Raw genomic sequence first — 14170 nt, 5'->3', positions numbered from 1 at the left:
GTGAACGGGTGAGCGAGGGCAGGGAGGGGACTTGGGAACTTTTTGCATATTACCGTCGTCTTATAGGCATATCCGTCCTTGGGAGGCGATTTCCGCTGCTGCTGCAGAAGCTTGGCACGAACCGGATGAAGCTCATCGTATTGACGTTGCTGTTTATTTCCACGCTTTTCTGTCTTGGCCTGGGGGCCTACTTGCGGGAATATACGGGCAGAACCATTTACTTATATTTAAATTGGGATATGTTTCTCGCATGGGTGCCGGTCGGTTTTGCGCTTATACTGGATTGGCTAGTTCTCGGCATGAATATGAAGCGGGGAGCGCGGCTGCTGGCCGTCATCCCGGTTGTGCTGCTGTGGCTGTTCTTCTATCCTAATTCGGCGTATTTGGTAACCGATATCCTCCACCCCTTCGTCCACTATAAGCCGGAGGCAGGTATGCCGTTTATATTCGAAATCGAGTTCTGGCACCATCTGATGCTATTCTTCACTGCGGCGGTCATCGGGCTCCTGCTCAGCTTCTATACGTTGTTCTCCGTGCAGGAGCTGGTGAAGGAGCTGTACGGGCGGGCAGTCGGCTGGATATTCGCTGTAACGGTGCTGCTGCTGGCCAGCTACGGAATCTATATCGGGCGCTTTATCCGGTGGAATAGCTGGGATGTCCTGACCAGACCGCAAGTGCTGCTGACGGATTTGTTCACGAGGCTCATGGAGCGGGAGCAGCTGCTGCACATTCTGGCGTTCACCAAGATCATCTTCGCCTGCTTGCTGCTGAGCTATTGCGTTCTGATCGCGATCACGCACCTGCGGGTGAGCAAGAACTAGAGGGAGGGCGACTTCCCTTAGAGAAGGAGCGGCTATGAAGAGATATGCGAAGCTAACATGGGCGGGAGCCGTCCTGCTCCTCCTTATCGCCGCGGCCGGCGTATTCATTTATAATAGTAAAAGCTACTATCCGCCCTTGCCCATCGGCATGGAAGGGATATCGAAGAAAGAGGTTCTGCGGGCGGTTCATGACAGCCGCAGCGGTTTAAATCCGGTGCTCGCCGACGAGAAGTCGGAATGGCTCGGTTTCCATGGCAATCAAGGCGATGGCGGCAAGCATCTTATTGCCGAGATGGAGCATCGCGGCTGGGGGTTTACCGAACAGCTGGGAGCCGGTTACCTATTTCAGGATGCGGAAGGCCGGCAGCGGATTGTAGAGAGCGAAATGTGGACGAGCAATTATGTGATCTATCAAGTATTTCATGAAGGCAAGCAACGATAAGGAGATGAAAGCCCGTGAATGAGTATCGGCTTGTTCTGGCAGAACCGTTGAATCCGGATCTGCAGCTGCTGGTTGAACAGCTTGACCGCGATCTGTTGAACCGTTACCCGGCGGAGGAAATCTTCGGGCTGGATTTCACCGATCCGGCGGTCCAAGAAGTGACGTTTGTCGTCGCTTATGACGGGGATCGGCCCGTCGGGTGCGGGGCTATACGCCAGCTGGATGACTCGAGCGCGGAGCTGAAGCGGTTCTATGTCGAGCCAGCGTACCGCAACCGCGGCATCGCTGCCCGGATCATCCGCTTCCTGGAGAAGGAAGCGGCGGAGCGGGGATACCGCACGCTGCGCCTGGAGGCCGGATGGGAGCAGCCGGAGGCCATCCGCTTCTATCGCAAGCATGGCTTCTGCGAGATTGTCCGGTATGGGGAATATACCGGCTGCGAGTCGAGCGTATGCTTTGAGAAGAGCATCGGGAGCGGGAACGCTTCCTATCCGATCGGACACTTCAAGCATGAAGGCGAAGTTTCGGCCGAGCAGCGGGCCGTGTGGATCCGAGAGATCGAATCGCTGCCGGTTAAGCTTCGCATGGCCGTCGAAGGCTTGAGCGACATGCAGCTGGATACGCCTTACCGGGACGGCGGCTGGACGGTTAGGCAGGTCGTGCATCATATGGCGGACAGCCACATGAACAGCATGATCCGCTTTAAGCTCGCCTTGACGGAAGCGAACCCGACGGTCAAGCCGTATGAGGAGGCTAAGTGGGCTGAGCTGGAGGACAGCCGGCAGCTGCCGGTCCAGCCGTCGCTGCAGCTCCTCGATTCTCTTCACCAGCGCTGGACATATCTGCTCCGCTCGCTTCCCGCTGAAGAATATGAACGGACGTTCTTCCATCCGGAATCCAGGCAAACGAATAAGCTGGCATACGTCTTAGGCGTATATGCCTGGCATGGCAACCATCATGTAGCGCATATTCGAGTCTTGCGGGAGCATATGGGCTGGTAGGCCCGGCTGAGTCTTGACGCAATGCGCATGAGGCTAAGCGCCGCTGCCGCTTTATGGCGGTCCCCGCGATGCGCTGTCGTAACGTGCAAGAATGAACGGGCAGTTCGCCTAAGCTTATAGGGATTTGGATGCATTGCCGTCAGGCCAATGGAAGGATTCTTCCATCGGCCTGTTTGTGTTATTCTCTTGCTGGCTGCGGACGCGAGCGTTCATGTCCCGGGCCGAACGGGTAATGTACGTATGCAGACCAAAACTATGTGCGTAAGGGAGTGAACGGAATTGACTAAGAAAATATTGCTGTTAACCGGGGACGCCGTTGAAGTGCTGGAGGTATACTATCCCTATTACCGTCTATTGGAGGAAGGGTATGAGGCGGTAATTGCCGCGCCGGCGAAAAAGGTGCTTCATACGGTCGTTCATGATTTCGTAGAAGGCTGGGAGACTTATACCGAGAAGCTGGGGCATCTGCTCCCCGCGCATGTCGCCTTTGCCGATGTCGATCCGTCTGAATATGACGGGTTAATTATCCCTGGCGGCCGGGCGCCGGAATATATCCGCACCCATGCGGAGGTGCCGCGCATCCTGGGTCACTTCCTGGAGGCGGACAAGCCGGTCGGAGCGATATGCCATGCCGCCCAAATCTTCGCCGCACTGACGGATACGAGCTACTTCGAAGGACGCACGATGACGGCTTACACGGCCTGCCGCCTCGACGTCGAGAAGCTCGGAGCCCGCTATGCCCCGGATACGCTGCATGTTGACGGAAAGCTGGTCACAGGCCACGCTTGGCCGGATCTCCCCGGCTTCATGCGCGAGTTTCTGAAATTGGTCAAAGCTTAATAAGCTATGCGGGAATAGGACCGCCGGGGCGATGCTTCGGCGGTTATTTCCTGTTATTCACGCGCGGGTTTCCGATTATCAACAGGCAGGAATGGCTGCTTCGGCTCCCCGCACTTCTTTTCAAAATATTGTGATGAAGAGAATATCAACGCATGTTCAAAAATGATAATATGAAAGGGTAATGAATGCAGCCTGTTGTAAGCACGGATATATGTAATGTTTCTCTTGAAGTAAGGGTTTACTTATCTTGTAGGAGGAGATTATCGTTGAAACCGGATACATACAGACCTAATTTTCATTTTACGCCACCGCAGAATTGGATGAACGATCCGAACGGCTTGGTCTTTTATAATGGAGAGTACCACTTGTTCTACCAGCACCATCCTAATGGGATGACGTGGGGGCCTATGCACTGGGGACATGCAGTCAGTCCGGATATGGTGCATTGGGAGCATCGCGAGATCGCGCTGGCACCGGACGAGCACGGCACGATCTTCTCCGGCAGCGCGGTGGTCGATTGGAACGATACGACCGGGCTGTTTGGCGGGAAATCCGGGCTGGTCGCCATCTTTACCCATCATGACGAGGATCCGGTAACAGGCCTACAGCGGCAGCGCCAAAGCTTGGCATACAGCAGCGATTCGGGCCGGAGCTGGACGAAATATGCCGGCAATCCGGTATTGGAGGATCCGCGTCATCTGGATTACCGCGATCCTAAGGTATTCTGGCATGACCGGACAAGCCGGTGGGTGATGATTCTCGCGACCGGACATATCGTAACGCTGTACCACTCTCCCGATCTCATTCATTGGACATTCGCCAGTGAATTCGGGCAGGGCGAGGGCTTCCACGAAGGCGTCTGGGAGTGCCCTGATCTATTCGAGCTGCCGATCGACGGAGAGGCGGGCAGTACGAAGTGGGTGATGCTCGTTAGCAGCGGGGGAGCGGAATTCGGCGCCCGGACGCAGTATTTTATCGGAGAATTCGACGGTACGACGTTTACGAATGACCAGCCTTCCGGGGAGGTCCGCTGGCTGGATTACGGCCGGGACAACTATGCCGGCGTCAGCTGGTCGGATGTGCCGAAGGAGGACGGCCGCCGGATCTACATCGGCTGGATGAGTAATTTTCATTACGCGCATGCAACGCCGACCGAGGGCTGGAGAAGCGCGATGACCATCCCGCGCGTTCTTGCGCTGAAGCGTGTGAGCGGCGAATTGACCCTGCACCAGCAGCCGGTCAAGGAGCTGGCCTCTCTGCGGTCCCCGGGCTGGACGCAAAGCCCGATCACAATCGGAGACGGCTTCTACCGGATACCGGAGCTGGCGCTGGATAGCTGTGAGATTATAGCGGAGTTTGCGCCGGGGACGGCGGAGGAGATTGGATTTAAGCTTCGCGTCTCGGAGAAGCATGAGACGATTGTCGGGTACGTAAGGCAGGAACAGGAGCTGTTCGTCGACCGATCCCGATCAGGAGATACGGCTTTCCACGAGAAATTCCCGGGCAGGCATACGGTTAAGCTGGGAGGAACCCGCGACCGGCTGAAGCTCCATATTTGGGTGGACAAATCTTCGATTGAAGTCTTTGCGGGCGACGGTGAAGCGGTGATTACAGATTTGATCTTCCCGGATACGAGCGACACCGGGCTGGAGATTTACACGCGGGGAGGCGCTGCGGAGCTGATTTCTATGGAAATTTATCGTCTTCGGTCGATTTAACTTTTCAAATGGCTCAAAGTCGTTCACAATGGTGGCAGGCATAAGAAATAGAGAATCATAAGAGTTGGAGGAGCAAGTCATGCGTATTGGAGCAATTGAGGCCGGCGGTACGAAATTCGTCTGCGGCATCGGCAATGAAGAAGGAATCATAGAGGACCGGGTGAGCTTTCCGACCGAGATGCCGGAACAGACCACGAATAATGTCATCGCCTACTTCCGGGATAAAGGCGTCGAGGCCATCGGAGTCGGCTCGTTCGGCCCTATCGATATCGATCCGTCCAGTCCGGCGTATGGTCACGTGACCACGACGCCGAAGCCGGGATGGTCGAACTATCCGCTGCTGGGGAAACTTAAGGAAGCGTTCGACGTTCCGTTCGGATGGGATACGGACGTGAACGCCGCGGCGTACGGCGAAGCGACCTGGGGCGCGGCCCAAGGGCTTGATAGCTGTCTGTATTATACAATCGGTACCGGCGTAGGCGTTGGTGTGTACGCAGAGGGCAAGATGGTTCACGGTCTTGTTCACCCGGAAGGCGGCCATGTCCTGACGAAGCGGCATCCGGAGGATCATTTTGCAGGCGTATGCCCTTATCACGGCGATTGCTTGGAAGGCATGGCTGCGGGACCGTCGCTGGAGAAGAGATGGAATGTGAAGGGCAGCGAGCTTGGGGTGGATCATCCGGCTTGGCCGATCGAGGCGTTCTATATCGGACAGGCGCTTTCGAACGCGATACTGATGCTGTCGCCGAAGAAGATTATTTTGGGCGGGGGCGTTATGCATCAGATGCAGCTGTTCCCGATGATTCATGCCGAAGTGAAGAAGAACTTGAATGGGTATGTCAGCGCGAAGGCGGTCTTGGAGGAGATCGATACGTATATCGTTCCTCCGGGTCTGGGCGATAACGCCGGCTTGTGCGGCGCTTTGGCGCTTGGCTTGGCGGCTGCCCGGCAAGGTCAATAAGATTGCTGACATCGTTTCCAGAGGTATAGGCCTCTGTGTGTTAAGAAGAACATACATCCTAAAAAGTCGCATAGCTGCGACTTTTTTAGTTTTTAGTGCAGCCGCGGCATCGGTAAATCGTTCGAGTTCTCCGACTACAGCCAGAGCATCTATCGACTGGTTATGGGTTATGCACGATTTAATTAGCTGGCTCACCGGATTGTCTCTTGTTTTCTTTACCTGACTGCTCCGTATCGTCAATTATAAAGCCTGTTCGCTCATGAACAGTGGTAGCTTCATAAGCTGTTTTTGGATCACCATCTGTTTCTACAACCATTTTTTTGATTTGGCATTAATAATCCCCCACTTTTTGTCAGGAGCAGCATTTCCCCGGGATTATTCATTTATCCAATCTATGCGGGTCGTGCGTACTCCCAGCAGCAATAATCGAGAATCGGAAGATATGCATACTTTTTCGGAGTAAAGGAGAAGTAGCGGAAGCGTCGTTCAGCTTACAATGATCTTTAGAATATGAAAACCGACTCAAGGAGGTCATTTGGAACGATGACAACGTCCGTGTTATCTACTGAAGAAGTTCGCTATTATCAAGAAAACGGGTACTTGCTCCATAAGAAACAACTGTTCAGCCCGGAGAAAATGAATGCGTTAACAAATATTTTCGAGGAGCAGCTGGCGCTGAAGGGCAGCAAGCTGTCGGATGAGCTTGATACGCCGCATTTCCGCGACGAGAGGTTGCTGGAGTATCTGCTTGCAGACGAGGTTCTCGATCTGGTGGAGCCGATCATCGGTCCGAATATCGGCTTGTGGTCCAGCCATTTCATCTGTAAAGACCCTTATGTGGGACGTTCCACCCCTTGGCACGAGGATTCCGCATACTGGAGCGGGCGTCTCAGCTCGTTCGACAAAATCATTACCGTCTGGCTTGCGATCGACCGCAGCTCGGATGAGAACGGCTGCATGCGCGTCATACCCGGAACGCATAACAATGGCTTCTCCGATTATGAGAACGTCGATGCCCGTATGAATCTGTTCGCAACGCAGATCAAGAACGTGGACGAATCCAAAGCCGTTTCCTTCGAGCTGGAGCGCGGCGAATGCTCCCTGCATGACTCCCGTATTATTCATGGCGCGAAGCCCAATACGAGTCCGAATCGCCGGTGTGGTTATACGATGCGTTACTTCTCGACCGAAGCCAAAGTCATTCCGGAGAAGAACCCTGGCTTCAAAGTTTGGCTGGCCCGCGGCAAGGACATCGCAGGCAGTCCGTTTGTAAACGTATAAGCAAGGCAATCGCAGGAGGTTAGCAACGGTGAAGATCAAGATCGTTAAGGCGCTATGGGGAATGGAGGGCACGTACGCTCAGCAGCTGTCGCGTGCGGCTGCCGCGGGCTTCAGCGGCGTCGAAGCCCCTCTCCCGGGCGTAGAGCAAGAGAAAGAATTCAAGGAATTGCTGAAGCTGCATGGCCTCGATTATATAGCGCAGGTGGTTACCGCCGGCGAGCATGCGGAGTCGTTCGCGAGCCAGGTACGCCGGGCTGCCGAATTTCAACCGCAGCTTATCGTGTCGCATAGCGCGAGGGACAGCATGCCGTATGATCGGCAGCTGGAATTTTTCTCGCGCGCTTTGGATGTGGAGCGCGAAGTCGGCATTCCGGTCGGACACGAGACGCATCGGTTCAGGGCGATGTTCACGCCTTGGACGACGTCTGCGCTGCTGCGGGATTTGCCGGACCTCAAGATCGCGGCGGACTTCAGCCATTGGTGCTGTGTCTGCGAGTCGCTGCTGGAGGATCAGGAGGAGCATATGCGCCTGGCGTTCGAGCGTGCGATTCATGTCCATGCGCGGGTCGGATACGCCGAAGGACCTCAGGTACCGCATCCGGGTGCGCCTGAGTATGCAGGCGAGCTGAAGGCCTTCGAAGGCTGGTGGACGGAAATCTTCAAGCAGCGGGCTGCATCGGGAGCCGCCTATGCAACCGTTACGCCGGAGTTCGGACCGCCGGGCTACATGCCGACGCTTCCTTTCACGAATCAGCCGGTGGCCGATTTGTGGGAAGTGAACGAGTGGATGGCGAACCGGATTCGCCACACGTTCAAGGAATGGATGTAATCGAGCAGGAAATCAACAGCCGCAGGGACATATGTCCTTGCGGCTGTTAGGCATGCATGGCAAGATTAGCTTGTTCCAGTGCAGCCGACGCGCGAAACATAGATATAGCTGTCTTTCACAGTTGGCGGCTCATGGATGTGGTTCGGAAGCATCTGTTTTCTAGAGAGGAAGATCGATCCATGAAGAGTATGCTCGTTATTGTTCTGCTGTTGGCCCTAACGACCGGCTGCGGGTCCAAATATAATAGAGGCACCTACGATCTGTATCTCATCCCTGAAGGCTACGAAGGCATTATTAGGGTCAATTACAATATCGATGGCGCTCCGCAGCTCCAGAGAGAAGGAGAGTATGACGTCATTCATGTTAACGAAAGCGGAAAGGCTGAAACCTCTACCCCCACGTTTGATTATGGTACGGTTATTGACCAGTACTACTATGTGGACGAGGAAGGCAACCGGACGGAAATCGATCCCTTGTGTGTGAACGCAAGAGGCACCGGAGGGAGTGAGTTCGATGGAAAGAGCATCCCTCATACGGAAATCGAAGTCACCCGCTCGGCATGCGGAGAAGACTTTCAAGTTAACGGGTCATGATTATTTGAAGGATGGATTGGAATGACCGGTAATACGATGAGTGCAAACATGAAAAACTCCCTTCACGCATGGAAGGGAGTTTTTATTTTCACCTGAACATCGAATCTTGCCCACGGGGAATGACGCGGCTTTCATGCATCTTCCGATTCTTAAATCCAACTGTCATCAGAGCTGGCAGCAGCATGCCCCGTACTAGAAAGGTATCGATAATAATGCCCGCCGCCATCGCGAACCCGAATAGGAACAATTCCTGTATCGGCTGGGTGATGAGTACGCCGAATGTGGCGGCCAGGATAATACCCGCCGATGATATGACCCCGCCTGTAGACGTCACACCACGCCTTACCGCATCACGCCATGGATGCTTGCGTGCCTCTTCTTTGATCCGGGACACCAGCATAATATTGTAATCCACGCCCAATGCGACCATGAATACGAACGTATAGACCGGTATGCGATAGCTGAATGAGTCGTAATCCAGCAGGGAATGAAACACGAACCAGGTTAGACCGATCGTCGCCGCATAAGATAATAAAATCGTCAGCATCATATACACGGGCAATCGGATGGATCGGGTTTGAAGCCCGAGAATAGCCGTGATAAAGATGGCAATCAAGGTGAAAATAACGATCGTATCGCGCTGGTTCATCGTCCGAACGTCCAGCTGCTCGGCTGTCTGGCCCCCGAAGTGGAGAGAATCGCGCACCGAATCAAACCCGCTCTCATTGAGAATCGCACCGCTGTCGTCCTGCCACCGTTCCACGAGATCCAGCGCTTCCTTCTCATAGGGATTGACCTTCAAGATCGCTTTGAAGGTTAATATCTGTTTATTTTCCGACAGTAGACTGTCCATTCCCATAACATCCAGCCGCGCAGGATCGGGCATGATGGAATCGAGCTCGCCGTATGCGTTCAGCTGTTCCTTCAGGCGCCCGAGCTTCTCTTCAAGGGACGCGTCTGCCTGAAATGGCTTGTCGGATTGCAAGATGACGGTGACAGGCGCCAGCTCCCCAGGCGGAAACTGCTCTTCAAGCAGCTCGAAGCCGACGCGGGAAGGCGTATCGGGCGGGAATGATTTCATCAGGTTAAAGGAATAGTGGGTACTCAGCGCATTGAACGATAACAAAACTAACGGCAATCCGAGCAGCAGCAGCGTCAGCTTTGGCTTGCTTGTTACGAAGGTGCCGACCTTCTCCCAGACCGGGATTCCAACACGGGCTGCCCGTTTACCGGCCTTTGGCATGAAGGGCCAAAAGGCTCTGCGGCCGACTAAGGCGAACAGGGCCGGGATCAAGGTCAGCCCGGCGAATAGAATGACGGCGACGGCGATGGAGAATACGGGTGCGAAGCCGTGATAGGGCTTAAATACCGAGGCGAACAGGGCCAGCATCGCGATGAATACCGTCCCGCCGCTGAATAGAATCGGCTCCATGACATGTGTCATCGCCTGCCTCATCGCCGTGTATTTCGAATCGTGATCGGCTAGCGCTTCGCGGTACCTTGAGAATACGAACAAACAATAATCGGTTATGACGGCAAAGAGCAGAATCATCATGATCGACAGCGACTGCTTATCGATATCGAACAGGCCGGATTCGCCGGACAAGCCGATAATCCGGTCGACGGCCATGTAGACCATCCCCGCTATGATAAGCGGGAATACGGCAAGAAGAGGCGAACGGTAGATGACGATCAGCAGCACGAGAATCAGCAAGACAGTAGCGATCATCAGCACGAAGTCCGCGTTGCGGAACAGGGTCAAGGTATCGGCGGCGATGGCTGCCGGCCCCGTCATCTCCAGCTGAAGCCGCTCGGAGCCGTGCTCGTCCCAGTAGACCTGTACCTCATCGAGCGCGTCCATGACTCCTTCGGATGAGAGCCCCTCTTGAAAGTTGACCGTTAGCAGAACGGTCGAGCGGTCATCGGAGATCATCTGATCGCGGGCCGCCGCAGGCATAGCATGGAAGGGGACGGCGCTTGCGATCGAAGAGGGCTTCTTATCGGAAGCGAGCCACTCGCTGAACGATTCGAGCTTCGCCTCCTCATCGCCGGCTATAGCGTCCCCGCTATGGAAAACTAGCAGAGCGGCCATACCCTCGGAAGAAGGGAAGTGCTCTTCCATCAGCTGTTTCGTTACCGCGGAAGGATTGCTGTCCCGGATGTGGCCCTCACCTGCATTCACGGCATATTGCTTGGCTGTCGGCGCTGTTGCGGTCAGAACAAGGATGAGCAGCGCCCAGAAGAGGATCGTAATCTTGGCTCCTCTAGGGCTGGATACAAAATGAACGATTTTGTTCGAGAATATCGGGACCATACCGCCCATAACCTCCTATCCGTAATTTCTGATGAAATTATCGGACAGAAGTATGAATGGACCATGAACGGAAGATTACAAGCGGGGAAGGACGACGGTGAACGTGGATCCGACATTGTATTCGCTGCGGGCGATAATTTGCCCGCCGTGCATCGTAACGATTTTGTGCGCGATCGCAAGACCGAGACCGCTGCCGGATGCGGTACGGTCTCTAGCTTTGTCCGCTTTATAAAAACGCTGGAATAGATGCGGCATCTCGGATTCGGGTATGCCTGCGCCGGTATCCGATATATGGACGCAAGTCGTATCGTCGTCCGCGGATTCGATCTGAACGCTTAATGTATCGCCTGTCCCGGAGAATTTGATCGCGTTCGTAATTAAATTGAGCCAAACCTCGTAGAGCAGATGCGCATCGCCGGAAATCCAGGTTTCGGGCAGGTCGAGCTGAAGCTCCATCTCCTTCTTCGACCACTGCCATTCCTGCATGATGATGATTTGACGAAGCTGCTCATCCAGCTGATAGCTTGCAATCCGGAGCGCCTGGTTTTCTTTATCCAGCGTGGCGAGCGTGAGCAGCTGTTTGCTCAGCTCCGACAGGCGCCGGCTTTCGCGTTCAATGATCCGCAGATTGTTCTCGGTCTCTTCCTGCGGAGCTCCGCTATCTAACGATGCCTGGGCCAGCCCGCGTATGGATGTGAGCGGGGACTGCAGCTCATGCGAGACGTTGGCGACGAATTCCTGCCTCATTTCGTCCAGCTGTTTGATGGACTGCGTCATCTTGGTGAAATGGTGCGCCAGATCGCCGATCTCGTCCTTGCGCGACACGTCCAGCGCGACGTCGAAGCGGCCCTCGACGATTTGCTTGGTTGCGTTCGTGAGCGCCTTCACAGGCCTGACGATATAACGGCTGAGAATGACGATAAGCACCAGGCTGATGACGAACGTTCCGATGAAGAGGACGGCCACAATCAACCGGACCTCGCCGATCTGCTGCTCCAGATCCGGCTTTACGAACAGGGCGCGCTTCTCGCCTTCCGCAGTCACGAGAGGGAGACCCACCGTATTGCGGAGACTGTTCTCGAAGAAGGCCAGCAGCATGAACCGGTGATTCTCTTCCTCCATCCCTTTGTAGACGGTGCCGTCCAGGACGGATTGAATGACGGAGGAGCTGAGCGAGCCATGCTTGAAAGGCGCGCCATATGAAGTTCCTTGCAGCTGGTCGTCGACATAATAAATTTGATAGCCCAGCGAAGCGACCTGCGCTAGATAAGCGGAGCTATCGCTGCTCGGATTTTGCTCAAGCATCGTGCGGATCGTTTGGCCGGCATTCCATACTTTTTGCTGGCTCTTCGTGTGGAGCGCTTCTTGATAATAGAAGTTGGTCAGCAAGAGGCCAATGATGCAGCTAATGATAGCAATGCCGATAAACGTGACCACAATGCGCACGTATAACGTCTTCATTGGTCTTTCACCTCAAGCTTGTAGCCCAAGCCCCGAATCGTCGTAATGACAAAGTCATTCTCGTCTCCGGCGAACTTCTCCCGCAATCGCTTGATATGTACGTCGACCGTCCGGCTGTCGCCCTCGAAGTCGGCTCCCCACACCAGCTCGATGAGCTGTTCGCGGGTATAGATTCGCCCGGGATTGCTGGCCAGCTGCGTCAGCAGCTCGAATTCCCGCAGCGGCATCGCGACCGTGTCCGTACCGCGCTTCACCTCGTAGCTTTGGCGGTTTATGGTGACGGACCCGAGACGGATCGTATCGGCCGATACGAGGCGGTACCGGCGCAGCAGCGCTTGAATCCGGAAGAGAAGCTCCTTCGGCTCGAAGGGCTTGACCATATAGTCGTCCGTTCCGGACAAGAATCCCTTCTCCTTATCCTCCAATCCGCCCTTGGCGGTCAGCATCATCACAGGGATGTCGTAATGGGCGCGGATCTCCCGGCACAGCTCAAGACCGTTCATCGCCGGCATCATCACATCGACGACGGCGAGGTGGATCCGCTCGGTCTCCATGAGCCGGGCCGCCTGCTTGCCGTCCGCCGCTTCCAGCACGTCGTAGCCCTCCTTGGTCAAGACAAGGCGAAGCAAGGTCCGGATCGACGGGTCGTCATCGGCAATCAATACGTTCATTCTCATCCTCCATGCACGCTCCTCTGCCCGTTAATGTGTCGATTATTGAAAGTTTATCATACGGGGCGGATGCGTTCCAAGTGTATCGGAGGCGGCTAAGAGGCTGCCCCAACCGTTGTTCCAATCAATCATCTAGAATCGCAGAATCTAGATGCTAACGGACATGAGAGCCCTTATGGTAACACTCAGGTGCATTTCGTGAGTGTTGCGGACATGAGAGCCTTTATATGAGCATAAACATCGGCTTAATGGATGAGTCGAATGCATATAGCGGATCTGATGTCCGCTAGCTACCGCAAATCGGCCGAAGTCGGCAAAATAACGAATCTGATGTCCGTACACTTGGCTGCTCAATGAATCGCGCAGATTTTAGATGCCGTCGGAGCTGAGAGCTCCATTATATTAGCCGGTTACTCTCCTTAGCGCCGATCCACTAGCTCAACCTGCCGTTGAGTGTAACCTGCCGATCGATCAACGATCCCGTTATTGTTGGCCGCGGAATCTTCGCTTATGATACGAATAAGAACCGGTTCTAATCAATTCAATAGGAGACCGCTGCGAAATGGATACCACAAAGATCGGATTGTATATACAAGAGCTGCGCAAAAGAAAAAAGATTACGCAAAATCAGTTGGGTGAACGGCTGAATATTTCGTAACAAGCCGTTTCCAAGTGGGAACGGGGCGAAACGCTGCCCGATACGCTGCTCCTTCTTGATTTGGCAGCCATATTGGAGACCACGGTCGACAATATATTAAACGGAGGCGAGACGATCGTGAATTTTAACGGAAAAATTGATGCGAAGGACATTAAAACCGGAATCGAACAATTAGCAGGCATAGGGACATTGATCGGGAAGGATAACACCGTATATGCCGGAATGATCGAAGGAATCAATGCGAAAATGAACATCGACGCCGAAGAATGCTTCTCCGATTCTTATAAGAAAGAAGCTCTTGTCGCCGAGATCATGGTGCAAAAGCTCATGAACGGGGCTTATATCGACTTATCCGATGTTCAAAGCTGTTTCGAGCATGAGCATTGGAGAAGCATTGTCAGCAAATTCGCGAATAAGTATGGGATCAAATAGTTTTGTGCATTATCAATGATTAGAGAGTTATAATCGTAAACGCTGAAGTTTCGAGAAACCCGCGTCTGATCGAGGACGCCCGGGTTTCTTCTTCGTGTTCTTGTCCGCCACTTTATGCAGTGTTACCAAGTATCACTGCCGCATGCAG

The 14170-nt window shown here is 54.2% G+C and carries 13 protein-coding genes and 1 pseudogene; 11 read left to right on the top strand and 3 right to left on the bottom strand.

Features of this window, described 5'->3' with window-relative positions; translation table 11 throughout:
- Positions 1-8: 8 nt before the first annotated feature.
- The 10 genes and pseudogenes from L1F29_RS29920 (at position 9) to L1F29_RS29875 (ending at position 8486) form a co-directional block, all read left to right on the top strand.
- Positions 9-821: a DUF1361 domain-containing protein gene (locus L1F29_RS29920; protein ID WP_258385656.1), complete on the top strand. Its 813-nt coding sequence runs from the start codon at positions 9-11 to the stop codon at positions 819-821.
- A gap of 34 nt (positions 822-855) precedes the next feature.
- Positions 856-1263, top strand: a complete 408-nt coding sequence (locus L1F29_RS29915; RefSeq protein WP_258385655.1) for a hypothetical protein — start codon at positions 856-858, stop codon at positions 1261-1263.
- A 14-nt stretch (positions 1264-1277) separates the two neighbouring features.
- Positions 1278-1640 (top strand): annotated as a pseudogene (locus L1F29_RS34265) (GNAT family N-acetyltransferase); the annotation flags it as partial.
- Between the two features lie 90 nt (positions 1641-1730).
- On the top strand, positions 1731-2264 hold the full coding sequence (locus tag L1F29_RS29905) for a YfiT family bacillithiol transferase (RefSeq protein ID WP_258389855.1): 534 nt from the start codon (positions 1731-1733) through the stop codon (positions 2262-2264).
- A gap of 279 nt (positions 2265-2543) precedes the next feature.
- On the top strand, positions 2544-3104 hold the full coding sequence (locus tag L1F29_RS29900; RefSeq protein WP_258385654.1) for a DJ-1/PfpI family protein: 561 nt from the start codon (positions 2544-2546) through the stop codon (positions 3102-3104).
- A 320-nt stretch (positions 3105-3424) separates the two neighbouring features.
- Entirely contained in the window at positions 3425-4822 is a 1398-nt protein-coding gene (locus tag L1F29_RS29895) for a glycoside hydrolase family 32 protein (RefSeq protein ID WP_258389854.1), read from the top strand.
- 79 nt (positions 4823-4901) lie between these two features.
- Complete coding sequence (locus L1F29_RS29890; protein ID WP_258385653.1) at positions 4902-5783, top strand: ROK family protein; 882 nt, start codon at positions 4902-4904, stop codon at positions 5781-5783.
- A gap of 543 nt (positions 5784-6326) precedes the next feature.
- On the top strand, positions 6327-7064 hold the full coding sequence (locus L1F29_RS29885; RefSeq protein WP_258385652.1) for a phytanoyl-CoA dioxygenase family protein: 738 nt from the start codon (positions 6327-6329) through the stop codon (positions 7062-7064).
- A gap of 28 nt (positions 7065-7092) precedes the next feature.
- Positions 7093-7893, top strand: a complete 801-nt coding sequence (locus L1F29_RS29880) for a sugar phosphate isomerase/epimerase family protein (RefSeq protein WP_258385651.1) — start codon at positions 7093-7095, stop codon at positions 7891-7893.
- Between the two features lie 179 nt (positions 7894-8072).
- Positions 8073-8486: a DUF6843 domain-containing protein gene (locus L1F29_RS29875; protein ID WP_258385650.1), complete on the top strand. Its 414-nt coding sequence runs from the start codon at positions 8073-8075 to the stop codon at positions 8484-8486.
- 88 nt (positions 8487-8574) lie between these two features.
- On the opposite strand, the gene L1F29_RS29870 is transcribed toward L1F29_RS29875, so the two are convergent.
- The 3 genes from L1F29_RS29870 to L1F29_RS29860 all read right to left on the bottom strand — a co-directional run bounded on the left by L1F29_RS29870 (position 8575) and on the right by L1F29_RS29860 (position 12938).
- The gene (locus L1F29_RS29870) at positions 8575-10809 is read right to left on the bottom strand and encodes an MMPL family transporter (protein ID WP_258385649.1); all 2235 of its coding nucleotides are present in this window, start codon (positions 10807-10809) and stop codon (positions 8575-8577) included.
- 66 nt (positions 10810-10875) lie between these two features.
- Entirely contained in the window at positions 10876-12261 is a 1386-nt protein-coding gene (locus L1F29_RS29865) for a sensor histidine kinase (protein WP_258385648.1), read from the bottom strand.
- A complete protein-coding gene (locus tag L1F29_RS29860; protein ID WP_258385647.1) occupies positions 12258-12938 on the bottom strand; it encodes a response regulator in 681 nt (226 codons plus the stop codon). Before L1F29_RS29860 ends, L1F29_RS29865 begins: the two co-directional genes overlap by 4 nt.
- A gap of 769 nt (positions 12939-13707) precedes the next feature.
- On the opposite strand from L1F29_RS29860, the gene L1F29_RS29855 reads away from it, so the two are divergent.
- The gene (locus L1F29_RS29855; protein WP_258385646.1) at positions 13708-14022 is read left to right on the top strand and encodes a hypothetical protein; all 315 of its coding nucleotides are present in this window, start codon (positions 13708-13710) and stop codon (positions 14020-14022) included.
- Positions 14023-14170: the final 148 nt, after the last annotated feature.

The organism is Paenibacillus spongiae (assembly GCF_024734895.1).
GTDB lineage: Bacteria > Bacillota > Bacilli > Paenibacillales > Paenibacillaceae > Paenibacillus_Z > Paenibacillus_Z spongiae.
This window is presented reverse-complemented; position numbering and strand designations above follow the sequence as displayed.